This is a genomic window from Bacillus sp. NP157, from assembly GCA_018889975.1.
Taxonomy (GTDB): Bacteria; Pseudomonadota; Gammaproteobacteria; order Xanthomonadales; family Rhodanobacteraceae; genus Luteibacter.
In genome coordinates this window covers 2,945,833-2,970,435 of the sequence record CP076546.1, presented here as the reverse complement: position 1 = coordinate 2,970,435, position 24,603 = coordinate 2,945,833, and the positions used below count along the sequence as shown (strand labels likewise).

The window sequence follows — 24,603 nt, the reverse complement described above, 5'->3', positions numbered from 1 at the left end:
GTCGGCGTGCATGCGATGGGGTGGGGAGTGCGGGCAAGAACGATGATCACCGCAACGCGGGCGGTGCTGCTGGCCATGGCCGGCTGGCTGGCCTTCGCCTGCCCGGCGTGGGCGATCGACACGCGCGATCGCGCGATCGGGCAGTTCTACCACACGGCGTGGACCGTGCGCGAAGGCGCACCGGGGCAGGTCACCGCGCTGGCGCAGACCGCGGACGGTTACCTCTGGCTGGGTACGCAGACCGGCCTGTATCGCTTCGATGGCGTGCGCTTCGAGCGTTTCCGGCCGCGCGAGGGTGGCGACTTCCCGGCCTCGAGCGTGGCGTCGCTATACGCCCCGCCCGAAGGCGGCCTGTGGGTCGGTTTCCGCTACGGCATCGCGAGCTACGTCGAAGGCGACAAGGCGACCCATTACGGCGCGGCGAGCGGACTGCCCACCGCCACGATCTATGCCTTCGCCGGTACACCGGACGGCCGTCTATGGGGCGCGACCTTCAATGGCCTGGTCGAACTGCGGGGGAATCGCTGGCAGGTGGTTGGCCCCGCCATGGGCTTGCCTGGCGAACGCGCGCGCAATCTGTCGGTCGACCGCGAAGGGCGCCTGTGGGTGGCATCCGACGTAGCGCTGGCGTGGCTGCCGCCGGGCGCCGATCGGTTCGTCGTCGCCACCCGCGACGTCGGCAAGATCAACCGCATCGCCGAAGCACCGGACGGCACGGTGTGGGTTGCCGATGTCGACCGCGGCGTGTTGCCCGCGTGGAACGGCACCGGCAACCCGGCGGCGTCCGGCCCGGTGATGCGCCTGTCGTCGACCGGCCTGCTGTTCGATCGCGACGGTGCGCTGTGGGTGCCGACGCTCGGCGACGGGCTGCGTCGCGTGCCGCGCGTCGAGCATGCCGTCGGCCAGGTGATCGACGCCGGAGGCAGCGGCGCCCAGGCCTTCATCGAACGCGACGGCCTGACCTCCGACTACATCACCGCGATCCTGCAGGATCGCGAAGGCAACATCTGGGTGGGTGGAAGCCGCGGCCTCGACCGGTTCCGTGCAAGTCGCCTGCTGCCGACGCCGACCCCGTCGGGCGCGACGGACTTCGCGATCGTGCCGGCCTCCGGCGCGGGCATCTGGATCGGTACCAAGAACCGTCCACTGATGCGCGTGGACGTGGCGCATTCCACCTCGCTGGATTTCCCGCAGGCGATCACGGCGGCGGCGCGCGACGCGCAGGCGACATGGCTTGGCGGACCCAACGGCGTCTGGACCATCGAAGACGGAAAGCCAAATCGCTTCGCCGAGCTCCCGGTCGATGACTTCACCGGCGTCCAGGCCATGGCGGGCGATGGGCATGGTGGCGTATGGGTATCGATCAACCGCCCTGGCATCTATCACTTCAGCCGCGGCAGCTGGCATCGGGAGCTGTTGCCCGCCGTGCCGAACGATCCGTCACCGCTGGTGCTCGCGCGCGACTCGCGCGAACGGCTGTGGATGGGCTTCGCCCGCAACACCATCATCATGCGCGACGCCGAAGGGCACGATACCGTGTACGACGCACGCCATGGCCTGGACGTCGGCAACGTCACCGCCCTGCTGCCCGAAGGGGACGTGATGTGGATCGGCGGCGAACGCGGCATCAGCCGGGTCGAAGGCGGCCGGGTGCATCCGCTGTCGCTCGAAGTGGAGTTGCAAGGCGTGTCCGGATTCATCCGCGACAGGCAGGGCGATTTCTGGGCCAATGCGTCCCAGGGCATCGTGCGCATTCGCGCCGACGAGGTGGCGCACGCGCGGCGCGATCCGGACTATCGCGCACCGGTGACGGTGTTCGATTCGCTCGATGGCCTGCCCGGCACACCGGCCCAGTTCCGGCCGTTGCCGACGGCGGTCGCCGCGGACGACGGCCGGCTGTGGTTCGCGACCACCAGTGGCGTCGTCTCGATCGACCCGGCCGATGTCCCGCGCAATGCCTTGCCACCGCCGGTAGCGGTGCGTGGCGTCGCCACCGATGCCGGTTGGTGGGAGGGCCCGGGTCGCCTGCGCCTGCCGGCCAAAACCGATCGCCTGCGCGTGCTCTACACGGCGACCAGCCTGTCGATGCCCGAGCGCGTGCGTTTTCGCTATCGGATGGATGGCATCGACACGCGCTGGCGCGAAGCGGGCGCGGATCGCGAGGCGGTGTATACCGCACCCGCGCCCGGCCACTACGTCTTCCGGGTCACCGCAGCGAACGAGGATGGGGTCTGGAACGAACAGGGTGCGTCGATCGGGATCGACGTCGCCCCGGCGTTCTACCAGACCGCCTGGTTCGCCGTGGCCTGCGGTTTGTTCGGGGCGGGTGTCGCGTGGGTGCTGGTGTTGCTGCGGATCCGTCGCGCCGAGGAGCGCATGCAGGAGCGCCTGCACGAACGCCTGCATGAGCGCGAGCGCATCGCGCGCGAACTGCACGACACCCTCCTGCAAAGCATCCAGGGCCTGATGATGCGTTTCCAGGCCGTGGCCAACCGCGTGCCGGGCGACGATCCGCTGCGCACCGCGATGGAAAGCGCGCTGGACCGTGCCGAACAATCGTTGGTGGAAGCGCGGGATCGCGTGCGCGACCTGCGCGACCACATGGGCGATACGGTCGCGCTGGACGTGGGCCTGGGCGAGATGGCACGCGCCTACGCGGGCGAACACGGGATGCCGATCCGGGTGGACCTCTCGCCGGGTTGGGAGGGCATGGATCCCCTGGCTCGCGACGAGCTCTACGGCATCGCGCGCGAAGCCGTGCACAACGCCGTGGCGCACGCGGACGCGAGCCTCATCGACGTCAGCCTGCGTCGGCACGGCAGTGACCTGTTGCTCGCCGTGCGCGACGATGGCAAGGGGATCGATCCTGCCATCCTCAAGGCGGGGCGGCCGGGCCACTGGGGCCTGCGCGGGATGCGTGAACGCGCGGAGACGATCGGCGGCCACGCGACGATCGAGTCACGCATTCGCGGTGGTACCGAGGTGGTCGTCCATGTGCCGCTGGCGCATGTCCTGCCCGCGCGCGCCTGGTGGCGGCGCGGGTGGTGGCCCGGGCCTGGTCAGCGGTAACAGCCGTTCGCGAACTGACCCTTCGCCACCGGGCACAGGATCGCGGCAAAGCCGCCGTTAGCCGGGACGTCGAACGACAGCGAGGCATCCGCGCCCACGTTCTGCGCGGAACGTTGCACGTCGCCGCGACCGACGCCATCGCGGACGATGTCTGCACGCCATGGGCCGACGCCGAGCGAGGCCAGCGGCACGCTCAGTCGGCGTGCCGGGCCGGCGGCGATCGCGCCGATGAACCAGCGATCGCCGCTGCGTCGCGCGAAGATCGCATCCTGGCCCGGCGTGCCGCCGATCAGCTTCGTTTCGTCCCACGCGGCGGGGATCTGGTCGAGGAAGGCGAGCGCGTTGGGTCGCCGCGTGTACGCTTCCGGGCTGTCGGCAAGATGCGTCCAGCCGGATTCGAAGACGATGGGCAGGGCGACTTCGTGCGCGATGCTGGCCTCCTTGCGGCCCACGTCGAACGCGACGGGCGTGTAGTCCATCGAGCCGACGACGTTGCGGGTGAACGGCTGGATCGTATTGCCGACCGCGGGCGGATCGTTCTCCGCGCCGCGCACGCCCTCCATGGTCATCAGGTGTGGCCACGTGCGCGCGAGACCATGCGGAATGGTGCCACCATGGAAGTTGACCATGAGCTGCAAGCGCGCCGTGTCGGCGAGCGTGGCGTCGTACCAGCGGAAGCGCTCCTGTGAATCGGAGCCCATGAAGTCGACCTTGACGCCCTTCACGCCCCAGCCCTTGACCTTGGTCAGCCAGTCCGACCGCTTCCCGGGCGTATCCAGCTTCGTCCATGGGAACCAGAGCAGCACGTCGACGTGCTTCGCATTGGCATAGCGGACCAGCTCGGGCACCCAGGCTTCGCTCCAGCCTTCGTCGACGAGCACGTAGGGGAAGCGGTTCGTCGCGGCGAAGTCCACGAACGCTTTCTGCCGCTCGAAGCTCTTCGGACTGTCGTGGTCGCTGATCCACGACCAGGCGACCGGGCCCGGCTTGATCCATGACGTGTCGGTGAGCTTCGAGGCATCGGCGAGGTCGTCGACCAGGGTGGACTGCGTCACCGTGGCGAGGTCGCCGACGATGAACGTGCGCCATGGCGTGATGCCCGTGCTGTCGATGCGCGTATCGGCCAGCCCGACCGCGTAGGTCGGCGTGCCCGTGGCATGCACCAGCCGACTGCCGTCATAGCGGCCATCGGCATTGGCTTCGGTGATCAATACATAGCGCTCGCCGCTACGGAACAGCAGCGGGTACCCGTATTCGCCCGCGGCGGCCGAGGCCGCCGGGCTTTCCACCCGTTCGTGTTCGTTCGCCGTGTCGTAAGGGAGCAGCCACGCGCGCGCATCCGTCGGCACGGTGTAAGCCGTGGCTTCGCCGGTGACGGTGGCACGCGTCATGCCCGGCAATTCATAGCGGAACGCGACGCCGTCGTTGCCGATGCGGACCACGACGTCGAGCTTCTCGCCCTTGTCGTTCTGCAGGGCATAGCGGGTTTCGGCGAAGTTCGCGCTGCGCACGAGGCGCTTGCCCGTGGTCATTCGATAGTCTTCGCTCAGGGTGCGCTGCGTGGTGCCGATGAGCTTCAGGTCGTGGGTAAGGTCGCTGCCGGCGATTCGCAGGCCGAGCGTGGCGTCGACCAGGCCCTGGCCCTGCGGATCGGTGACGCTGAGCACGGGACGGCCCCCGTCGCGGAACACCACGGTGGCCAGGGGCGGCGTGGCAAATGCCGGCCATGCCACCAGGGCGGCGAGGGCAGCGAGATAGCGCGACGGCTTCATCGGGGGCTCCTTGGACGAATCTTCAGGGGGGGCCGAGCATTCCACAGCCCGGCCGGGTCGCTCAAGCAAGACGCGCGCGCCGTGAGAACTGCGTCAAGGGCCGCGCATGTACCATGCCGCCGATGATCGATTCGCCGGCGGCCTTCCTCGAACTGCTTGAAAACGATGCGACGTGGCGCGCGCGCGGCGCATTTCGCTGGCGCGCCGATGCCGCAGACCGGCTGGATCTCTGGCTGGTGTCGCTCGATGACCCCAGCCTTCGGCAGCGCGCGGAAACCCTGCTGGACGCGATGGCCGCGGTCGACCAGAGCCTGTTCGACCAGTTGCGCGGGGCGATCCGTGCAGGCGAGGGCAGGGCGGCCCTGGCGCCGTGGCTCGACGTGGGCGTGCCGGTGGGCGCGCATTACGATGCCCTGGATGCCTTGCTCGCCGGCGTGTTTGCCATCGACGAGCCGGCGTCACACGACGCGGCCCCACCCGCCGGCATGGTTTTCTACCAGCCGACCCCGGCACGCCACATCGTCGATGCCATCGGGCGGGCCGGCCTTTCGCGCGACGACCACGTGGTGGATCTGGGCTCGGGGCTTGGCCATGTGCCGATGCTGCTACGCGTCCTCAGCGACGCTTCCGTGTCGGGTGTCGAGCGTGAGCCGGCGTACGTCGAGTGCGCGCGCAACGCGGCGACGGCACTCGGCTTGCACGATGTGTCGTTCCACTGCGCCGACGCGCGCGAGGCGGATTATTCGCGTACGACGGTGTTCTACCTGTTCACGCCGTTCACCGGCACGGTATTGCGCGATGTCGTGCTGCGGATCGCCCGCGAGGCGTCGCACCGTTCGCTACGTGTCATCGCACTCGGTCCCTGCACGCGCACGTTCGCTCGCCAGGCGTGGCTACGCAGCGACGCCGCCGATCCGGAAGCCGCCGATCGCGTGGTCATCTTCCGTAGCTAGCGCTTGGCCGCTGGCAGCTTGCCGATCAGCTTCGCGCGGAACACCGTCGCGAGCAGGTGGAAGCCGCCTTCGTTCGGATGCATTTCATCGTTCCACTGATCGTCGCGGGTGAGCTGTCCACGCAGGTCCACGTAATCGAACATGCCGTGGTAGGCCGGGGCGGCCTTCAATGGTTCGAGCACGCGTTCGGTGAAGCCGTCGATCAACAGCCGGACGAATGCCTGCCACGCGGGCAGGCCGCCGGGGATGACCGGCTCGATGGCGGGGCCGATCCAGGGCCCGATCGATTTCTTGAGCAGGGCGGCCGCGCCCAGGTTGCCGAGGCCGAGCTTCGCTTCGCTGCCGATCCGCCGGGGATAGTCATAGGTGTGCGCCAGGATCGGCACACCCGGCTTCGCGGCGTGGAACGTATCCAGGAAGAACGCATAGGCCTTGCGTAGTTCGTCGAAGCGCCCCGTGGCGACGATGACGTCGAAGGCTTGCTGCGGCGAGAGATTGGCCTTGCCGGCCATCGCCTGTTTCAGCCAGGTGTCGACGAAGTCGTTGCCGCCCGCGCTGAGCAGCACCGCATCGAAGTTGAAGCGGCCGAACCAGCCGACCAGGTCGTCCACGTTGTCGCGGGTGAACATCGAGCGGCTGGGGTTTTCCTTCTGCGGGATCGCCTGGTCGCCGCTGTGTTCGGCGCGGAAGAAGAGGCCGCCCTGGCCGAGCAGGGGCACGCCGCGTTCCTCGTCCTGGGGCGCCGGAGAGACGATCCAGTCGAGCATGTTCATGTACAGCGGGGTGGAGAACCAGGAATCGCCCTCGCACAGGATCACGGGCGTGTGGTCGAGGGCCTTCTGCGCCTTCAGGCCGTTGTAGAGCGCGCGGAACTGGCCGCGCTGGGACAACGATGACGCGGGAACGGGCATGGCGGCAGCTCGCGCGGCGGGGGTAGCCCGATGCTACCCCTGGTGACGCTACCGAAGTGAGGCAGGCTTAGCGGTGGAAGCGACCGGTGGTGCCGCCGACCGAGATGCTGACGCCACCGGTGGGATGCTCGCAGCTGCCGAAGGCCTGCGAGAGGCTGACCGCGCCGCCCTGGTAGCTGCCGCTGCCGCCGTGGCTCGCGCTGACCACGCCGGTGCTGACGCTGCCGTGCACCTGCGGCTGGTTGTAGGTGGCGTCGTCGCAGCGCGGCTGGTCGTCGACCACGTCCGCGCCGGGCATCCGTCCGCTGGTATCGCCGTAATAGGTGCCCGGCGGATCCTTCGGATGGGCCGGGGTGACGGCCACGTTTTCCTTGCCGTTCTTCGAGCCGCTGGCCGCCACCGAGGAGGCCGGGGCCGGGGCGGCCGCCGTGCTGGACGAGGCCGCGGGTACGTAGTTCGGCGGCAGGTTCAGGTTGAGCGGCTTGTTCCCCGCGTCCTGTGCGACGGCGGCGCCGGCAAGCAGGGCAAGGGCGGTAAAAGCGAGGATGGACTTCATGGTGCGCTCCGGGGGACGTGCCTATGAACGCTCGAGGCAGCGTCCGGTGTACCGGCCTTGGATCGTACGCGCCCGGCAGAGTTCCCGCGAGCGGAGATCATTCCTCGTCGGGCGTCGCCAGCGGCGGCTCGCCCAGGCGGGCGCGCAGGGCGTCGATCTCGCGCCGCAGGTTGCGGTTCTCGGCTTCCAGCTCCGCCACCTGCTCACGCAGGGCCACCACGTCGCCCGACGGCTTCTCGCGCGGCTTGCGCTTCGATTCGCGGACGCGCTTGGCGGCGTCCTTCAGTTCCTGGTCGCCGCCGGTCGCCGCCGCGCGCTGTTCGTCCTCGGGCAGGGTGGCCACGGCCGCGGCCGCGCTGATCGACAGGTTGCCCGACTTCACCGCGGCGACCACTTCGGGCGCAGCCTCCTTGCGGATCTTTTCGATCATGCCGACCTGGCTGGCGCTGATCCTCGCCTCGCGTGCGATTTCCTTGCGGCTATCCGCCGGGTTGGCGCGCGGCGGCTTCGGCCGGGCGGGCTCCGAGCCGGAGGGGTCGAAGGGCAGGTCGTGCTCGTTCGTCCCGGCCGGGGCCTCGGCCTCGCGCCGGGTCGCCAGGATCTCGCGCTTGCGCAGGGCCAGCACGCCACGCTGGAAATCGGAGACGCTGCGCCGGCCAAGGTGCTGCTCGATCATCCACAGGTGCACGTCTTCCAGCGACTGGAAGCGCTCGTGCTGCACGGTCTTGAACGGGATGTCGTGCTTGCGGCAGATGCCGTAGCGGTTGTGGCCATCGACGAGGGTATCGCCCCACAGCACCAGCGCATCGCGACAGCCTTCGCTGAGCAGGCTGCGTTCCAGCGACTCGTATTCGTCCGGGGTGAGCGGGTCGATGTAAGCCTTGAGTTCTTCGTTGACGACGATGTGCATGGGCAGGGCAGGCTGTGGAGCGGCGGGGGCGGCATTCTAGTGCCTGCGGGTCTCATGTGCAGCGACCGGCTGCCTTGACGCCCGCCTCGGCGTCACGCAAGACTCGGGTGGAGTGCGTCAGGAAGGACGGGCGCGTGTGAGCAACGCAGGCAAGGAGCAACAGCATGTCCATGAGCATTCCCGCGCCCGGCGCCCTGGCCACGGCCTTCGCGCGAGACGGCGTCGCCATCCTGCCGCCGCTGATTTCCGAGCACGAATGCGAGCACCTGGCTGGCCTGGTGGCCGCCGAGGTGCCTTGTGCGGCCGGATCCCGCTCGCTACTGGATCTTGAGGAAGTGCGCGGCGTGGCCGAGCGGCTGGCCTGCCATCCCTCGGTCGCCGCGCTGCTTCCCGAGGGAGCCCGGGCGATCCAGTGCTCGCTGTTCGCAAAATCGGCAGCGACCAACTGGTACGTGACCCCGCACCAGGACCTCAGCATCGCCGTTCCGGCACGCCACGATCGCGAGGGCTGGTCGGCCTGGTCGGTGAAGGAAGGCATCTGGTTCGCACAGCCGCCGGTGCCCACGCTGGAATCCGTCGTGGCGATCCGCGTGCAACTCGACCCCGAAAGCGCGGTCACCGGACCGCTGGAAGTCGTGCCCGGCAGCCATCGCCTCGGTCGCCTCTCCCACGCCGAAGTGCTGGCCGCCGCGGATCGTGGCCTGGTGCCGTGCCATGTCGAGCGCGGCGGCGCCGTCGCGATGCGCCCACTGATCGTCCACGCTTCCGCCAGGGCACTGTCCGACATCCCGCGACGCGTCCTGCACTTCGTCTACGCCACCGGCGACCTGGCCTGAATCATCCGCGGCCCCTAAAAAAACCGAAACACCTCGGCGGGCTTATCGCAAAACCGGAACGCCAGCTCCCGCATATAGCCCTGTCCCTCGAACTTCACCGGATCGTTAGCCGCAAGCCACGCCTTCGCGCGCCCCAGCGTCTCCCGCTCCTCGGGCTTGCAATCCCCATAGCGCGGGATGCTGGCGAGGTCTTCCACTATCCGCTTCACCATCCACCGGTCAACCAACCGCAGCTTCGCCACGTCGTCGCTGTCGGCGGCATCGAGGGTCACATACAGCCGGCGCATCGCCGCCGCTCGGTTGCCGCCGGACGTGATGCCAATGATCGCCTGGGTCCCCCAACCCATGCCGACGTAGATGCCGCCCACGAGGGCCGCCAGCGTGACGATCAGCCACGCGACATGCACGAGCCAGCGGCGTCGCCTGCGCGGGACGGAAGCCGGTGGCGCGGCCTGGGCCGCCGGGTGCGGGGTGGCATCGGTGTTCATGCGGCGGCTTCCTTGCGTCGGTATGGCCGGATCGTAGCAGCCCGCCGCGCGTTGCGGCCCGGCCGTGGGTCACGCGACAGCACCAGGCCTTTTCACCTAACCTCCGGGACGGGACTGGCATGGGAGGGTACGTATGAAAACGACCTCGGCCGATACGGCCTCGGCATCCGCGTTGATCGACGAGCGCATCGCCAGTCTTGGCGACTGGCGCGGTGAGACGCTCGCGCGGATGCGCCAGCTCATCCACGACGCGTTGCCCGACGTGGTGGAAACGTGGAAGTGGCGGGGCACGCCCGTGTGGGAGCACGGCGGCATCCTCTGCACCGGCGAAAGCTACAAGGACAAGGTGAAGCTCACCTTCGCCAAGGGTGCCTCGCTCGCGGACCCGGGCAAGCTGTTCAACGCAAGCCTGGAGGGGAATGCGCGCCGCGCGATCGACATCGCCGAAGGCGTCCAGGTGGACGCAACGAAGTTCAAGGCACTGGTCAAGGCCGCGGCGGCACTCAACGCCGCGAAGAAAGCGAGCGCCAAACGCGCCAAATGAATGCAGGGGCCAACGCCCGGAAGGAAGCACGCAATGAACATGGAAACGGTCGAGATCAAGGCGTTCGTGCCTGCACGCGATTTCGAACTCTCGAAGTCCTTCTACACCGACCTCGGCTTCACGGTCGCCTTCTCCTCCGACGACCTGGCTTACCTGCACGCGGGTGACTGCTCGTTCCTCCTGCAGGCTTTCTATGTGGAGGATCACGCGTCGAATTTCATGATGCACATGCTCGTGGCCGACGTGGACGCGTGGTGGCAGCACGTCGTCGCGACGAAGCTGGTCGAGCGCTATGGGGTGAAGGCGCATCCGCCGGAAGACCGGCCGTGGGCCATCCGGGACTTCGTGCTGATGGACCCGGCCGGGGTGATGTGGCGGATCGGGACCAACATCGACCGCGGGTAAACCGCTGGAGCAGGTGTTCGGCTGGGGTGAGCCGGGGGCGGTCGTCAGCTGACGGTCCGGGCCACGCGCATGGCATAAGCCAGGCCGGGGTTTCCACTGCCTTCTACACCGGCCACGGCACCCTCGAAATCCCGCGCATCCCGGTTCTGGCTAAGCTTTCGCTTTCCTTCGAGCCTCGCGATATCGATCTCGATGCCGACAATGTGGGCGAGTTCCTCCGCGAGGTAGTCTGCCGGTGCATCGCTCATCTTCCATGGCGCGGGCAAGCGCGACTCGTGCTCACGCGTCAGGCGCGCCACGGCGCCACGCACGAATTTTTCGTCGTCGATCACCCGTATCGTGCCGTGCACATGCACCACCTCGTAGTTCCACGTCGGCACATGGCGATGGGTCTCGTGCTTGCTCGGATACCAGTTCGGCGAGACGTAACCCTGCGCGCCGCGGAATACCACCATGACGGCATCGCCATCGGCCACGGCCGTCCACATGGAATTGGCACGTGCGACATGGGCGATCAACACGCCGGCCGGGCCACGCGTCTCGTCGACGATGAAGGGGATATGGTTCGCGTCGAGCGATCCGTGTGCGTGAGTCACCAGGACACCGAGCGCGTTCGCACGGATCAGTGCGATGAGCGTCGCGGTGTCGGTCTCGGTGAACAGGGGCGGCGTATACATGGGCAAGCCATCAGGTGAGCGGTCGGGTCCATAGAAGCACGCAAAGGGCCAGCATGAACAGGGCGACCGCGCCGTCCATCACCCGCCAGGCGGTCGGGTTGCGGAACACCGGGGTGAGCAGCCGCGCGCCGTAGCCGAGCGCAAGGAACCAGACGATGCTTGCCGAACACGCCCCCGCGGCGAACACCCAGCGCAGGTCGCCGGGGTAGCCCGTGGAGAGGCTGCCGAGCAGGATCATCGTGTCCAGGTAGACATGCGGATTGAGGAAGGTGAAGGCCAGGCAGGCAAGGACGGCCTTGTACCAGACGCCCTTGTCGGTACCGGCCGGGGCCAGCCCACCGCCGCCACGCCATGCACGCAGCGCGGCCATCACCGCGTACACGCCGAGGAAGGCGATGCCGGCGAAGCGCAGGGCCTGCAGCATCCATGGCGCATGCTCGACCAGCGCACCGATGCCGGCGACGCCCAGCAGGATCAGCAGCAGGTCGCTCACGGCACAGATGGCGACGACCAGGCCTACGTGCATGCGCATGAGGCCCTGCCTGAGCACGAATGCATTTTGTGCGCCGATGGCCATGATGAGGCCGGCGCTAGCCGCGAAGCCGGCGAAAGCGGTGGTGATGAGCATCGGAGGGAATGGCAGGTGGGGATGGCTCCATGTTGAAGGCCGGCGGATACTTAGACAAACTAAAGATCCTATCGTTGAGTAAGAAAGTCTAATCCAGCGCCATGGACCTCCTGCACCCCCAGCTGGCCGCCTTCGCGGCGGTGATCGAAGAGGGCAGCTTCGAGGCGGCCGCGCATCGCCTTGCGGTGACGCCATCGGCCGTCTCCCAGCGGATCAAGGCCCTGGAGGACCGGCTGGGGCAGGTGCTGGTGGTCCGCCAGAGCCCCTGCAAGCCCACGTCGGCGGGCGAGCGCCTGTTGCTTCGCCTGCGCCCGATGCAGGCGCTCGAAGCCGAGGCCATGGCGGAGTTCTTGCCCGCCGAAGCGCGTCGCGCCGAGGCACGGTCGATCGCCATCGCCGTCAATGACGACTCCCTGCATACGTGGGTCCTTACCGCACTGGCGGCCCTGCATGAGCGCCAAGGCTATGTCTTCGACGTGCGTGTGGACGACCAGGACCATACCCTGGACCACCTGCGCGAAGGCGCCGTGCTGGGTGCCATCACGGCGGAGCGGAAGCCCCTGCAGGGTTGCAACGTCTACCCACTCGGTCGCATGCGCTACCACGCCATCGCGTCGCCCGGCTTCGCCCGTCGACATTTCCCGCATGGCATGGACGCCACCTCGTTAGGCAGCGCGCCGCTACTCGTCTTCAATCGCAAGGACGAACTGCAGTGGCGCTTCATCCGCCGGATCACCCGTGCAAGGCTGTCGCCACCGGTGCACTACCTGCCGACCTCGACCGGCTTTGTCGAAGCGGCGGCGCTTGGACTGGGCTGGTGCCTTGCGCCTGATCTGCTCGTCCAGCCCGCGATGGCATCCGGTAAGGTCGTGATGATCGACGCGGGGCGGACGCTCGACGTGCCCTTGTACTGGCAGTGCGCCAGCGTGCGGTCGAGCACGTTGCAGCAGGTCAGCAAGGCATTGGGGGAGGCGGCGGGTGTTGCGTTGCATGTCGCGGACTAAGTCACGCCGATGCGGTAGTTGTGCACGTAGCTTTCGATATGGCGGTTGTAGTGAGACATCAGCCGGACCTTCCTGTCGCGCTGGTGGGTTGGCTAACGATAGATGAAAGTGCTCACGGCCCTCCAGCATCAACAACTTACCGCGCGCCAGGCACGGACGCGTAGACACGGCTGAAAGAGACGCTATCATGCGCTCAACACACCCGCCTCGCCTCTACTGCAGATCATCGCAGTAAGCGCAAATTGGCGGGTTTTTTTCGCCTATTCGGCTCCTGATCCCGGTTGCGCTAACCTGAGACGAGACGAAGGAAAGGGGCGGGGAGTTGGACACCAAAGCCATTGACATGACGTTATGGGGCGAACGGCCCGGGGAGCCGCCTTTTCCGATTCGACTGGTCATCGGCGTGCCAGTTGTTCCGCCGGACGACCACGGTCTATGGGAATGCGCGGTCGAACTCTCTCCTCTTTTTCAGCGGTTGCGCGGAGCGCGGTCAGACGATCCCCTGCACAGCCTCTGCCTAACTCTCTCCCTTGTCCTCGACTTGCTGACCGACTTCCAGCAGAAGGGAAATCGCCTGTCCGAAACGTCCGGCGGTCCGGAGCTCTCTTTTGAGCACTACGCGTTTGGCCCGGCCCAGCGGCGGTAGCTAGGTTTCGCCCCTGCTCGGTGCCATCATTGATGCGGGCGTCGCCGGACCGGTGCCCCACCTTAACTTGGATAACGAACACGACGTCGTTTGACCAGCGGAGGCACCATGAAGCGCGTGACAGGCATTGGCGGCATCTTCTTCAAGGCGAAGGACGCTCCGGCGCTTCGCGAGTGGTACAAGAAGCACCTCGGGATCGATGTCCAGGCGTGGGGCGGCGCGGCCTTTTCCTGGGCTGGCGATGACGGCACCCCGACGGGCGGTTCGACCATCTGGTCGCTGTCCTCGTCAGAAGAGCCGCACTTCGGTCCTGGCACCGCCCCCTTCATGATCAATTACCGGGTCGCCGACGTGCATGGCCTGGTCAAGGTCCTGCGCGAGGAAGGCTGCAACGTGCTGGATAAGGTCGATGACTCCGAATACGGCAAGTTCGCCTGGGTGATCGATCCGGAGGGGAACAAGGTCGAATTGTGGGAGCCGCCCGAGGGGCAATAAGGCTCGCGCTTTTTTAGGGAATGGACGGGAAAGGACAGGGAGATAGCGATGGACCAGGCAAGTACCGACGTGCTCAGGCGACAGCTTGGGCCGGGCGAGCGATTACTCTGGAGCGGCGTGCCGCGACAGGGCGTCACATTGAGGCCAAGCGATGCGCTGGCCATTCCCTTCAGCCTGCTCTGGGGCGGGTTCGCCTTTTTCTGGGAATACTCCGTGCTCTCGGAGGGCGGCCCGGCCTTTTTCGGCATATGGGGGCTGCCCTTCATCGCGATCGGCCTTTACATGATCATCGGCCGCTTCTTCGCCGACGCCTACCTGCGCGGCAAGACCGCCTATGGCCTGACGGACGACCGCGTGATCATCGTCGGCGGCTTGTTCTCCGTGGAGATCAAGAGCCTCCAACTGGCGACACTGTCCGACATGACGCTCAGCGAGCGGCCCGACGCGACCGGCACGATCCAGTTCGGGCCGAACCCACCGGGTCGCAACGCCTTTCCCGGAACGCCGTGGCCGGGCAGGCAGGGCCAGATGGCCCCTGCTTTCGACCTGATTCCCCATGCGCGAAAGGTCTACGACCTGATCGTCCGGACCCAGCAGGAGCGTAGGTGATGCCGCCGCAGCGCTTGCTGGTCCTCGGGTGACGACGATGGCGTCGCTCTATGCAAGGCCGCGGCCCTGGCTTTTCCTCGGCATGGCGCCGGCCGTCGTGGGTTCATTGATTATCCTTACGCCGTTCGCGTTCCTCGGATTGCTGCTGGTGGTTCCGGGGGTATGTGGTTTCCTCGGCTTGATTGGCATTGCAATGGCTTGGATCGGATTGGCGAACCCCGGCCTGGTCGAGCGGAAGGGTGCACTCATCGCTTTGCTGCTCGTGGGCTCTTTGCCGGCCGTCGGCCTCGGCGCCGTAATGTTCATGATGAAGGTCGAGCCGTACCAGACGCATGCCGTCGATCCGATGCGTTCGGCCGGTCTCGCGGCGATCGGTTTCGGTGTTCTCGTCGTGTTCTTTCTCCCGGCCCTGATTCCAGGCCGCGCGGCGTTAGCTCGCGCGCCCGAGAAGAAGGTGGCGGCGTGGGTGTATGCGGGAACGCTCGTCGCGGTGCTCGGTGCGGTGGTCCCGGCCGGTTACGTGCTGGGCCTCGCAGGCTACGGCAGCCACATTCGTGCAGAGCAAGCGGCGCAGGCCGATGAACTGTCATTGGCGGCTTTGAATGCCGTGGACACATACCGCGCCGACCACGATGGCGAGTTGCCCGCAGACAACCGGGCCGCCGGCCTGCCGGCCGCCGACGCCATGCGCAGTCGCTACGTGGCGTCGGTGCGTGTCGAACATGGTTCGGTCACGCTCGTATACGCAGCGAACCGGATGGCGGAATTGTTCGGCGCCGGAGCCGCGGACGTGGTCCTGACCTTTTCGCCCGCAACCGCTTTTAACAAAGGCGTTGTGCGAACGGAGGGCGGGGCGTGGACGTGCCAGGCCATGGCATTTCGTTACGAGGGTGATGTGCCTTTGCTGCTCGGTGGTCGCTGTAAAAATTGATCGGACAACTATTGCCAGCCAGATGTCTTAACACGTGAGGCTAGAGAGGAACTTCGTGGAAAAGGTTGTCGTTTTCAGTGGGGCAGGCGTCAGTGCGGAAAGTGGACTGAAGACCTTCCGCGATATGGGAGGGATGTGGCATGAGCATGCCGTGGAAGATGTCGCTTCCCCGGAGGGCTGGCGACGCGATGCTGGTGTCGTTTTGCGCTTCTACAACGAGCGCCGCGCCGCTGTGCTTGCTGCAGCGCCCAATGCCGCGCACGAAGCCATTGCTCGCCTTGAAGACAGTTTTGAAGTCATCGTGATCACCCAGAACATCGATGATCTTCATGAGCGCGCAGGCTCGTCGAACGTCATCCATGTCCATGGCGAGATTCTGAAAGCTCGCAGCTCGGTCGACCCTTCGTTGGTTTATTCGTTGGACAAGGCCACGATAGAGATAGGTGACCTTTGCGAGAAGGGAAGCCAGCTAAGGCCGGACGTCGTGTGGTTCGGCGAAGAAGTCCGGTACATGGAAGAGTGTGTCGAACATTTCGCGAAGGCTTCGAAGGTCATCACCGTGGGGACGTCGTTGACGGTGTTTCCCGCTGCCGCGTTGGTGAAGAAGGCGGCGTTTTCCGCGGAGAAATACCTGGTGTCGCCTGAGGCACAGAAGGTTCCCTACGGTTTCAGGTTCCTCAGGGGCAATGCGGCGACCGTTGTGCCTCACATCGTCAAGTGCTGGCTTGAGGGGCGGAGGGCGATATAGGGCTCTATGTCTCTTTAGAGGTCCAAGTCCTTCAGTTTCCTTTGTGTTGTTCGCTGCTTGCTTCGGAGGATTTACGATCGAACGGATGGGCCTGGCGGTGCCTCTGCGGCTGATCAAAATCGGTATGTCGGCCTTCGACCCGAAGCGGACACTTCACTTTTCATTTCTCCAGGGAGTCGAGACCATGCTTTCCAATGATGTTGCCGAAGAAATAGCACGCCGCTTCACGGATGCCTCGGATCAATGCACCAAGTCCCTTCGCGTGGTCATGTCCAGCCAGAGCCTCGGTCAGGTCAAGGTCTATGGGAAGCTTGTAGGCAGCTTCATGGGGCACAGTTACACGAACATACTCAAGCCGATTTGGGACGCCCATCCCGAACTGATGCCGCCGGAAATGCATGATCCATACACGTCGCCGAAGCCGGAGCTCACCCCGGAATCGCGGGAGGCGTTGGAGGCGTTCCTGGCGGCGGCCGTGTCCAGCATTGAATTCGCTAAGCAACATGTCCCGGAGGATCAGCGGGAATCCTTGTTTGCTTATGGAGGCATGGCAGAAGTGGTTGCTGCAGCTGAAGCGATTGCGGATTTTTTGGCGGTGCCTCGCTTTAGCGACGAGTGAAGCTCACGGTTGTTTCGCTTCGACCCTATCGAGTGCGGCGATGACGGGTTGGGGTGGCGGAGGTGAGTAGGATGAGGCGGGGGTGGTCGCGCGCGGGCGCGCTCCTACAGGGTGGGGGTGGGGCAGCACCGGGGCGGCGACGTTGCTAAAATGGCGGCATGCAACCTATTGACCCTTCAGCTTTTCGCCTCACCGTTGCCCCGATGATGGACTGGACGGATCGGCATTGCCGGTATTTCCACCGTCTCCTGTCGCCCCATGCCCGTCTCTACACCGAGATGGTGACGAGCGCGGCGCTGGTGCGTGGCGGGCAGGTGCGGCTGCTTGAGCACAGCCACGAGGAACACCCGGTGGCCCTGCAGCTGGGTGGCAGCGACCCGGCGGAGCTGGCCAGGGCGGCCATCCTGGGCGCGCAGGCCGGGTATGACGAGATCAACCTCAATGTCGGCTGCCCGTCGGATCGGGTCCAGTCGGGCAAGTTCGGTGCCTGCCTGATGCGTGAGCCGGAGCTGGTCGGTGAGTGCGTCCGGGCCATGGCCGACGTGGTCGACGTCCCGGTGACGGTGAAGTGCCGCATCGGTGTCGACGACCAGGACGAGTACGCCGACCTCCAGCATTTCACCCGGGTAATGGTCCAGGCCGGGGTGAAGATCCTGGTCGTCCATGCCCGCAAGGCGTGGCTGGAAGGCCTGAGCCCGAAGGAAAACCGGGAGATCCCGCCGCTCGACTACGGCCGGGTCTATCGCCTGAAGCAGGAATTCCCCGACCTCACCATCGTCATCAATGGCGGGATCACCTCGGTGGGCGCCGTGCAGGAGCACCTGGCCCATGTGGACGGGGTGATGCTCGGCCGCGCCGCCTACCACGATCCCTTCGTGCTGGCCCAGCTGGAAACCGCCCTCTATGGCGCGCCGCTGGCCGATCGGTCCGACGTGCTCGAGCGCATGCGTATCTATATCGAGGCCGAGCTGGCCCGCGGAACCGCCCTGAAACACATGACCCGGCACATCCTGGGCCTGTACCAGGGCGAGCCGGGTGCCCGCGGATTCCGCCGCCAGCTGTCCGAGGGCGCGCACCTGCCGGGGGCGGACTGGGCCCTGATCGAGGCCGCGATGGCGCCGTTGCGCCGGGCAGCTTAGTTTCGTTCAGCTTCGGGCGGGGCGTCGCTCGGCATGATCGGGCGGACAGATGACTTCGCGCCAGACATGAAAATCACGTTCCGTCCGCTAATTTTCGCCGCCATCTGCGCCGGCATGCCTTTTGCCGTCCTGGCCCAGCAGTCGATGACGCTGGAACAGGCGGTAAGCAAGGTGCAGAAAGACACCGGGGGGAAGGTGTTGTCGGCGGATACGCGGCTCGTCGAGCGCGGTCGCATCACCGAATACCGGGTCAAGGTCCTGACTCTAGACGGGCACGTGAAAGTCGTTCCCATCCGAACCGAAACCGATAAGCCCCTGGACACCAGTGCCGGGGAGACCAAGGAGAGACATTAAATGCGAATCCTGCTCGTTGAGGATGAAGCCCCGCTGCGCGAGACCCTCGCTGCGCGGTTGAAGCGCGACGGTTTCGCCGTGGATGCCGCCCAGGATGGCGAAGAAGGCCTCTACCTTGGCCGGGAAGTGCCGTTCGACCTCGCCATCATCGACCTTGGCCTGCCCAAGCTGTCGGGCATGGACCTGGTGAAAGCCCTGCGCGAGCACGGCCAGCGCTACCCGATCCTGATCCTCACCGCCCGCGGTAGCTGGCAGGACAAGGTCGAAGGCCTCAAGCACGGCGCCGACGACTACCTGGTCAAGCCGTTCCACGTCGAGGAACTGCTGGCGCGCATCAATGCGCTGGTCCGCCGCGCCAGTGGCTGGTCCAAGCCGGTGCTCGCCTGCGGCCCGATCAAGCTCGACACCACCGCCCAGACGGTCACCGTGGAAGGCCGCCAGGTCGACCTCACCAGCTATGAGTACAAGGTGCTCGAGTACCTGATGCTCCACGCCGGCGAGCTCGTCTCCAAGGCCGACCTCACCGAACACATCTACCAGCAGGATTTCGACCGCGACTCCAACGTGCTCGAGGTGTTCATCGGGCGCCTGCGTCGCAAGCTCGACCCGGAAAGCGCGTTGAAGCCGATCGAAACCGTGCGCGGCCGCGGCTATCGTTTCGCCATCCCGCGCAACGAAGCGGACGAAGACTGAAAATACCGCGGCGGCGCGGCATGACGCCGTGCCGCCGTCGAGGCCCCTGCGAAGCATGGATACCGCTTCACCGACCAAACGCCGGCCCCTGTCGCTGGCGGCACGCGCGGCGCTGGCCACCGGCTTCGCGCTGGCAGCCTTTCTTGGCCTGACCGGACTGGCCCAGAACAAGGCGAACTACGCGTCCGAGCTGTCGGCCATGCACGACCGGCTGCACAACTACGCGATCGCCTACATCACCGGCACCGATATCACCCGCGGCGGCAAGGTGACCACGCCCGACAGCCAGCCGAACCCCGATTTCTCACGGCCGGGCTCGGGGCTGTATGCCGTCATCGTCGGTAACGACAACTTCCGCTGGGAGTCGTCCTCGACGCTGGATCGCAACTTCAACTTCGACTTCGTGCGGATGCTCAAGCCGGGCGAAACCGCGTTCGAGCCCGTGGAAACGCGAAACGGCCGGCTGTATGTCTTCAGCTACGGCGTCTCGCTCGACAGCACGGAGAAGCGCAGCGTGCCGTTGACCTTCGCCGTCGCCCAGACAGAAGACCAGTTCGAGCGCCAGGTCGCCACCTACCGGCGTACGCAGTTCCTGTGGCTGGCCATGCTCGGCATGATGCTGATGCTGCTGCAGCTGTTCCTGCTGCGCTGGAGCCTGCTGCCGTTGCGACGCGTCTCCAGCGACCTTGCGCACATCGAGCGCGGTACGCGCGATCACCTGGATGGCCCGTATCCGGTCGAACTGACCGTGCTCACCCGCCGATTGAATGCCTTCATCGACAGCGAGCGCGAACAGCGCTCGCGTTACCGCGACACGCTGGCCGACCTCGCGCACAGCCTGAAAACGCCGCTGGCGGTGGTCCGCTCGCAGCTGGAAACCAACAGCGACGCACGGACTCTGCGCGGCGACATCCTCGACCAGGTTCGCAAGATGGACGAGATCGTCGCCTACCAGCTGTCGCGCGCGGCCACCTCGGGCCGGCGCACGATCGCCACCGAAGAGCCCATCGCGGGGCATGCGGAAGACCTGGTGCAAAGCCTCGAAAAGGTCTACGCGGCGAAGAACGTCCTGTGCGAATTCGAACTGGACGAGGGCGTCGCGTTCCCGGGCGAGCAGGGTGACTTGCTCGAGCTGATGGGCAACCTGGTCGAGAACGCCTTCAAGTGGGCGACCCATCGCGTGCTGCTCACCGTGCGTGCCGTACACATGGGCAAGGGTCGCAACGGGCTGGAGCTGATTGTCGAAGACGACGGCCCCGGCATCCCCGACGAGAAGATTGAAAAGATCCTGCAACGCGGCGTGCGCGGCGACGAACGCGTGCAAGGCCACGGCATCGGCCTGTCCATCGTGCAGGACATCATCAAGGCCTACCAGGGCACGCTACACGTCGACCGTTCCGAAGAACTCGGCGGCGCCCGCTTCAGCGTCCGCATCCCCCCAGGATAAACGCTCGTGTAGGAGCGCGCCTGCGCGCGACAGCCATGACACCGGGTCTTGATTCGCCCAGGCGCACGATCGCAATCGCATGGATGCCTGATCGCGCGCAGGCGCGCTCCTACGGTGGTGGGATTGCCGGTGCGGGCGGCGGGCCGTAGAAATCACCCAGCAACTTCGCCACCTTCGGCTCGGCCTGCTTCAACCGCGCGGGCTGCGAGAAATGCATCTCGCTGGTCACCGCGAAGAACTCTTCGGGTGCTTCCGCGCCGTACGGATCGATCGCCGTCTCGCGGCCGCGGTCGACGTTCTTCACCAACCGGTCGAACGCCGCCTGCATCGTTTCGATCCATTCGCGCCGGTTCATCCCTGGCAGCATCGGTGGCACGCCGCTCGCCGGCCCGGCCAGCATGTCGAGCTTGTGCGCCATCTCATGCACCACGACGTTGTAGCCATCCCAGGGTGCTTCCAGGTCGAGCCGAACGTCGGCCAGCGAGAGCACCATCGGCCCGCGGTCCCACGCTTCGCCGATGAGCGTGTCGTCGCTTTCGGTCACCACGCCGCTGTGTGCGTCGTAGTGGCTGCGACGCACGTTGAACTCGCCGGGATAGATGAGCACGTTGGTCCAGCCCTTGAACGCCTTCGGTCCCCGCGGCAGGGCGGGCAGGCTGGCCTGCATGGCGATGGCCAGCTTCCAGAAGTCGTCCAGCTCCGCGCCGTTCAGGGCATGGAAGCGCTTGGTATGCAGGAACAACGCCGCGAGCTGGCGCAGGTAGTGCAGGCGGGGTGCATCGAGGGAGCGGGCGAGTGGCACGCGGGCCACCGCCTGTTTCCAGGCCTGGTCGTCGATCGGGGGAACCGGCGCACGAAATCGCGCGAGCACGGACTGCCAAAGCGTCACTCGCGGCTACCGCCAGGGGTCAGAGCATGGAGCCCGGGAGGAGCGACTGCCAGCTGGGCGCCGGGGCGCGGATCGGCGCGGGGCCTTCGCGATTGCTGTCGTCGACATCGGGGGAGGCCGTCGGCGACGGGGTGCTGTTACCAGCGTGGCCGGCGTTGGCCGACGGGCGGGTCGACATGACGTCGCTGCCGGTCGTGGCTTCACGCGAGCCGCCGCTGCCCTGGGCATGGCTGCTACCGGCGCCTTCGAACGACGACACAATCGTCCCGCCCAGCGAGAACAGGCTGCTGGCTGGGTCGATGTCGTGAGCGGCGGCGGTGCCGGCGGCACCGACGAGGCACAGACATCCGAAGATGTAGGGTCTGGCGTTCATCGGTAAACCCCAAAAGCCCCCGGACAAGACGGGGGGACAACCGATCCTCGCAGAAAATTCACGGGGGCGCCAGTGCGGTTGGTCTGCCAACCGCGGGTTTGTGCGAGACCCGGGCGAAATCCTCGCCACTGCCCTAGAATCGGCGAATGTCCCCGCCCTCCAAACCCCTGGCAGCGGCCGCCTGACGGTCCGACGGCACGCCCCATGCTTGCACGCGATCTCCTTGAAGCCCTCTCCGGCGGCGATGCCGTGTCCGGTGCGACGCTGGCCCGCCAGGCCGGCGTAACCCGTGCCGCCGTCTGGAAACAGATCGAAACGCTGCGCCTGAAGGGCGTGCCGGTGGATGCCAAGGTCGGCGGCGGCTATCGCCTGCCATGGCCGACCCAGTTGCTCGACGGCCCGACCATCCGTGCCGCCTGCCGGCCCGAGACCTTGCCGCATATCGGCATGCTCGAAATCCACTGGGAAGTCGATTCCACGTCCAGCGAGCTGGCGCGGCGCAACCCGGTGCTGGACGATCTCGCCTTCGTGCTGGCCGAAAGCCAGTCCGCCGGCCGCGGCCGACGCGGTCGCACCTGGCTGTCGCCCCCGGGGATGAATCTTTACCTGTCCGTGCTCAAGCGCTTCGACGGCGGCTTCGCGTCGCTGTCCGGCCTGTCGCTGGCCGTGGGCGTCATGCTGATGCGTGCGCTGGATGACCTCGGCATTCGTACAGCTGGCCTGAAGTGGCCTAACGACGTGCTGGCGGGCGACGCGAAGCTGGCCGGCATCCTGGTCGAGTTGTCGGGTGAGTATTCCGGCCCCTGCGCCGCCGTGATCGGCGTGGGTTTGAACATCCGGCTGGCGGACAGCCTGCACGAGCGTGCCGGCCAGCCGATCACCGACCTGGCGGCGCTCACCGGTGGCCAGCCGCCCGATCGCAATCGCGTCGCGGCGGCCGTGGTCACGGCACTGGCCGACGGGTTGCGTGCGTTCGAGCGCCAGGGCTTCGCCGCCTTCAGCAAGGAATACGCTGCCAGCGACGTCCTGCTCGGCCAGCCGCTGCGCATCATCGACCCACGCGGCGAATACCCCGCCACGGGCGAGGGCGTCGACGAGCGCGGCGCGTTGCGTGTGCGTCGTGCGGACGGCGAGCTGGTCAGCGTGGACAGCGCGGAAGTGTCCGTGCGCAGGAACGGCGCATGATCCTGCTCCTCGACCTCGGCAACACACGCCTGAAATTCGCCCTGTTCGACGGCGCGGAATTCACCCACCGTGGTGCCTTCGGCTGGGATGCCGACATCGCGCATGAACTGGCGACACTGTGGGCCAGCTGGCCCCGGCCGGATCGTGTCGTGGGCGCATCGGTGGTCGACGCCGCGCGCGAGACCGCCGTGGCCGTCGCCGCGGGCAGCGCGTTCGCGCGCGCCCCGACCTGGGTCCGCACCCCCGCCGAAGCCTGTGGGGTGCGTAATGCCTACGCCGAACCGCAGCGGCTCGGTGTCGACCGGTTCCTTGCAATGGTCGCGGCGTGGGATGCGGGGAGGGCGCCGTGCGTGCTCGCCAGCGTCGGTACGGCGCTGACCCTGGACGCGCTCGATGGCGAGGGCCGTCACCTCGGTGGATGGATCGCCCCCGGCCCGCTGCTGATGCAGCAGTCGGTGCTGGGTGCCACGGTGCAGGTGCGCCCCGCGCACGCCGGCGCCGTGCGTGACCTCGCCGACAACACGGCCGATGGCCTGGCGTCGGGCTGCTGGCAGGCGAGTGCCGCGCTGGTGGATCGCTTCGTCCAGCGTGCGGCCGCGCAACTCGGTGGCCAGCCGGCGGTGACGCTCGGTGGCGGCGATGCCGAGTTGCTCGCCCCGCTGCTGGAGCGGCCGGTGAGCATCGTGCCCGACCTCGTCCTGCGTGGTCTCGCCGTGTGGGCCCGGACGTACGCCGACGGCTCGGAATTCGCCTAGAATCCAGTCGCTGCCGGTTCTTACAGGGGAACGCGCGCAGGCCCACTTCGACATCCAAGGCCACCATGCTGCTGCGTTTGCTGTTCGTACTGCTGATCGCCCTCAACATTGCGGTGGCCGCATGGCTGCTGCTTGGCGAGAGCGGCACGCACGCCGTGGAGGCGACGGACAAGGGCGTGCCGCAGTTGAAGCTGTTGGCCGAACTGCCGGCGTCAGCCACGGCCGCGGTGGCGACCACGACCTCGACCGCGAAGCCAGCGCCTGCATCCAGCACGCCCGTTGCCGCCGCATCGAGTCCTGCTGCGAAGCCCGTGACCCTGACGCCGAAGGCGCCCGCGCCAGAGCCGCCGAAAATCGCGGCGGCGACAACCCCGGCCGTTCCCACGACCGCCCCGACCAGTCCGAAACGCAGCTACAAGTGCCTCGCGGTCGGCCCGTTCGCCAACCAGGTCGACCTGCGCACCACGCGCACGGCCATGGCCGCCCACACCGTGCGCAGCCGCCAACGGCAGGACCAGACCAGCGAGTCGCGCGGCTGGCGTGTCTTCCTGCCATCGCAGCCGACCCGCGAACAGGCGCTCGCCCAGGCCCGGCGGCTCGAAGCGAAAGGCATCAAGGATTATTTCGTGGTGACCGCGCAGGGCGAGCTGCAGAACTCCGTCGCCCTCGGCCTGTTCCACGACCCCGCGAACGCCCGCAAGCGCCGCGACGAGGTGATCGCCGCCGGCTTTCCCGCGCGGATGAGCGAGCGCACCGAAACGACGCCGGTGTGGTGGCTCGATGTCGTCGTCCCGGAGGAAAACGGAAACGACGCCCGCCGGGCCATCCGCACCCCGGGCGTCACCGCCCGACCCACCGGCTGCTTCTGATAAACTCCCCGCCTTCGCCGGCATAGCTCAGTTGGTAGAGCAACCGCCTTGTAAGCGGTAGGTCCCCAGTTCGAATCCGGGTGTCGGCACCAGCTAAA

At 66.9% G+C, this 24,603-nt stretch carries 28 protein-coding genes and 1 tRNA gene; 20 read left to right on the top strand and 9 right to left on the bottom strand.

The features are described 5' to 3' along the window. Positions 1 to 42: 42 nt before the first annotated feature. Positions 43 to 3,069, top strand: a complete 3,027-nt coding sequence (locus KPL74_13690) for a hypothetical protein (protein ID QWT18792.1) — start codon at positions 43 to 45, stop codon at positions 3,067 to 3,069. Here the strand turns inward: KPL74_13690 and KPL74_13685 are convergent. Continuing rightward, on the bottom strand, positions 3,060 to 4,841 hold the full coding sequence (locus KPL74_13685) for a glycoside hydrolase family 97 protein (protein QWT18791.1): 1,782 nt from the start codon (positions 4,839 to 4,841) through the stop codon (positions 3,060 to 3,062). The genes KPL74_13690 and KPL74_13685 overlap by 10 nt on opposite strands. Before the next feature lie 113 nt (positions 4,842 to 4,954). Here KPL74_13685 and KPL74_13680 point away from each other — a divergent pair, with 113 nt between their 5' ends. Then, complete coding sequence (locus KPL74_13680) at positions 4,955 to 5,794, top strand: methyltransferase domain-containing protein (GenBank protein QWT18790.1); 840 nt, start codon at positions 4,955 to 4,957, stop codon at positions 5,792 to 5,794. Here KPL74_13680 and KPL74_13675 read toward each other — a convergent pair. The 3 genes from KPL74_13675 to KPL74_13665 all read right to left on the bottom strand — a co-directional run bounded on the left by KPL74_13675 (position 5,791) and on the right by KPL74_13665 (position 8,171). After that, on the bottom strand, positions 5,791 to 6,705 hold the full coding sequence (locus KPL74_13675) for a hypothetical protein (GenBank protein ID QWT18789.1): 915 nt from the start codon (positions 6,703 to 6,705) through the stop codon (positions 5,791 to 5,793). The genes KPL74_13680 and KPL74_13675 overlap by 4 nt on opposite strands. Positions 6,706 to 6,772: 67 nt before the next feature. Continuing rightward, on the bottom strand, positions 6,773 to 7,261 hold the full coding sequence (locus KPL74_13670) for a hypothetical protein (protein QWT18788.1): 489 nt from the start codon (positions 7,259 to 7,261) through the stop codon (positions 6,773 to 6,775). 97 nt (positions 7,262 to 7,358) lie between these two features. Next, the gene (locus KPL74_13665; protein QWT18787.1) at positions 7,359 to 8,171 is read right to left on the bottom strand and encodes a hypothetical protein; all 813 of its coding nucleotides are present in this window, start codon (positions 8,169 to 8,171) and stop codon (positions 7,359 to 7,361) included. A 164-nt stretch (positions 8,172 to 8,335) separates the two neighbouring features. Between KPL74_13665 and KPL74_13660 the strand changes: the two genes are divergently transcribed. After that, positions 8,336 to 9,007 (top strand): phytanoyl-CoA dioxygenase family protein, encoded by a 672-nt coding sequence (locus KPL74_13660; protein QWT18786.1) that lies wholly within the window; start codon positions 8,336 to 8,338, stop codon positions 9,005 to 9,007. A gap of 14 nt (positions 9,008 to 9,021) precedes the next feature. On the opposite strand, the gene KPL74_13655 is transcribed toward KPL74_13660, so the two are convergent. Continuing rightward, complete coding sequence (locus KPL74_13655; GenBank protein QWT18785.1) at positions 9,022 to 9,495, bottom strand: hypothetical protein; 474 nt, start codon at positions 9,493 to 9,495, stop codon at positions 9,022 to 9,024. Positions 9,496 to 9,628: 133 nt separating this feature from the next. Between KPL74_13655 and KPL74_13650 the strand changes: the two genes are divergently transcribed. Then, positions 9,629 to 10,039: a DUF1801 domain-containing protein gene (locus KPL74_13650; GenBank protein QWT18784.1), complete on the top strand. Its 411-nt coding sequence runs from the start codon at positions 9,629 to 9,631 to the stop codon at positions 10,037 to 10,039. A 33-nt stretch (positions 10,040 to 10,072) separates the two neighbouring features. Next, on the top strand, positions 10,073 to 10,444 hold the full coding sequence (locus tag KPL74_13645) for a VOC family protein (GenBank protein ID QWT18783.1): 372 nt from the start codon (positions 10,073 to 10,075) through the stop codon (positions 10,442 to 10,444). 44 nt (positions 10,445 to 10,488) lie between these two features. On the opposite strand, the gene KPL74_13640 is transcribed toward KPL74_13645, so the two are convergent. Further along, entirely contained in the window at positions 10,489 to 11,121 is a 633-nt protein-coding gene (locus tag KPL74_13640; GenBank protein QWT18782.1) for an FMN-binding negative transcriptional regulator, read from the bottom strand. 10 nt (positions 11,122 to 11,131) lie between these two features. Then, positions 11,132 to 11,749 carry a LysE/ArgO family amino acid transporter gene (locus KPL74_13635; protein ID QWT18781.1) on the bottom strand — a complete coding sequence of 206 codons (618 nt, stop codon included), beginning with the start codon at positions 11,747 to 11,749 and terminating at the stop codon, positions 11,132 to 11,134. A gap of 101 nt (positions 11,750 to 11,850) precedes the next feature. Here KPL74_13635 and KPL74_13630 point away from each other — a divergent pair, with 101 nt between their 5' ends. The 11 genes from KPL74_13630 to KPL74_13580 all read left to right on the top strand — a co-directional run bounded on the left by KPL74_13630 (position 11,851) and on the right by KPL74_13580 (position 20,434). Continuing rightward, on the top strand, positions 11,851 to 12,753 hold the full coding sequence (locus KPL74_13630) for a LysR family transcriptional regulator ArgP (GenBank protein ID QWT18780.1): 903 nt from the start codon (positions 11,851 to 11,853) through the stop codon (positions 12,751 to 12,753). 322 nt (positions 12,754 to 13,075) lie between these two features. After that, a complete protein-coding gene (locus KPL74_13625; GenBank protein QWT18779.1) occupies positions 13,076 to 13,399 on the top strand; it encodes a hypothetical protein in 324 nt (107 codons plus the stop codon). 108 nt (positions 13,400 to 13,507) lie between these two features. Continuing rightward, positions 13,508 to 13,894: a VOC family protein gene (locus KPL74_13620; protein ID QWT18778.1), complete on the top strand. Its 387-nt coding sequence runs from the start codon at positions 13,508 to 13,510 to the stop codon at positions 13,892 to 13,894. 48 nt (positions 13,895 to 13,942) lie between these two features. Next, the gene (locus KPL74_13615) at positions 13,943 to 14,503 is read left to right on the top strand and encodes a hypothetical protein (protein QWT18777.1); all 561 of its coding nucleotides are present in this window, start codon (positions 13,943 to 13,945) and stop codon (positions 14,501 to 14,503) included. 37 nt (positions 14,504 to 14,540) lie between these two features. Further along, positions 14,541 to 15,434, top strand: a complete 894-nt coding sequence (locus tag KPL74_13610) for a hypothetical protein (protein ID QWT18776.1) — start codon at positions 14,541 to 14,543, stop codon at positions 15,432 to 15,434. Positions 15,435 to 15,489: 55 nt separating this feature from the next. Then, positions 15,490 to 16,182, top strand: a complete 693-nt coding sequence (locus KPL74_13605) for a hypothetical protein (protein ID QWT18775.1) — start codon at positions 15,490 to 15,492, stop codon at positions 16,180 to 16,182. Positions 16,183 to 16,267: 85 nt separating this feature from the next. Continuing rightward, positions 16,268 to 16,801, top strand: coding sequence for a hypothetical protein (locus tag KPL74_13600; protein ID QWT18774.1), 534 nt, complete (start codon positions 16,268 to 16,270; stop codon positions 16,799 to 16,801). 158 nt (positions 16,802 to 16,959) lie between these two features. Next, a complete protein-coding gene (gene dusA / locus KPL74_13595; protein ID QWT18773.1) occupies positions 16,960 to 17,940 on the top strand; it encodes a tRNA dihydrouridine(20/20a) synthase DusA in 981 nt (326 codons plus the stop codon). A gap of 66 nt (positions 17,941 to 18,006) precedes the next feature. Beyond that, on the top strand, positions 18,007 to 18,294 hold the full coding sequence (locus tag KPL74_13590) for a hypothetical protein (GenBank protein QWT18772.1): 288 nt from the start codon (positions 18,007 to 18,009) through the stop codon (positions 18,292 to 18,294). Further along, positions 18,295 to 18,987 (top strand): response regulator transcription factor, encoded by a 693-nt coding sequence (locus KPL74_13585; GenBank protein QWT18771.1) that lies wholly within the window; start codon positions 18,295 to 18,297, stop codon positions 18,985 to 18,987. It begins immediately after the preceding gene. Positions 18,988 to 19,042: 55 nt separating this feature from the next. Next, a complete protein-coding gene (locus KPL74_13580; GenBank protein ID QWT18770.1) occupies positions 19,043 to 20,434 on the top strand; it encodes a GHKL domain-containing protein in 1,392 nt (463 codons plus the stop codon). Between the two features lie 109 nt (positions 20,435 to 20,543). Here KPL74_13580 and KPL74_13575 read toward each other — a convergent pair whose 3' ends face one another. Both KPL74_13575 and KPL74_13570 read right to left on the bottom strand, forming a co-directional pair. Next, a complete protein-coding gene (locus tag KPL74_13575) occupies positions 20,544 to 21,323 on the bottom strand; it encodes a zinc-dependent peptidase (protein ID QWT18769.1) in 780 nt (259 codons plus the stop codon). A 19-nt stretch (positions 21,324 to 21,342) separates the two neighbouring features. Beyond that, the gene (locus KPL74_13570; protein QWT18768.1) at positions 21,343 to 21,696 is read right to left on the bottom strand and encodes a hypothetical protein; all 354 of its coding nucleotides are present in this window, start codon (positions 21,694 to 21,696) and stop codon (positions 21,343 to 21,345) included. Positions 21,697 to 21,900: 204 nt separating this feature from the next. Here KPL74_13570 and KPL74_13565 point away from each other — a divergent pair, with 204 nt between their 5' ends. The 4 genes from KPL74_13565 to KPL74_13550 all read left to right on the top strand — a co-directional run bounded on the left by KPL74_13565 (position 21,901) and on the right by KPL74_13550 (position 24,597). Further along, a complete protein-coding gene (locus tag KPL74_13565; protein ID QWT18767.1) occupies positions 21,901 to 22,881 on the top strand; it encodes a biotin--[acetyl-CoA-carboxylase] ligase in 981 nt (326 codons plus the stop codon). Next, positions 22,878 to 23,636: a type III pantothenate kinase gene (locus KPL74_13560; protein ID QWT18766.1), complete on the top strand. Its 759-nt coding sequence runs from the start codon at positions 22,878 to 22,880 to the stop codon at positions 23,634 to 23,636. Before KPL74_13565 ends, KPL74_13560 begins: the two co-directional genes overlap by 4 nt. Positions 23,637 to 23,701: 65 nt before the next feature. Next, a complete protein-coding gene (locus tag KPL74_13555) occupies positions 23,702 to 24,505 on the top strand; it encodes an SPOR domain-containing protein (protein QWT18765.1) in 804 nt (267 codons plus the stop codon). 16 nt (positions 24,506 to 24,521) lie between these two features. After that, positions 24,522 to 24,597, top strand: a tRNA-Thr gene (locus KPL74_13550). The last annotated feature ends 6 nt before the right edge of the window (positions 24,598 to 24,603 follow it).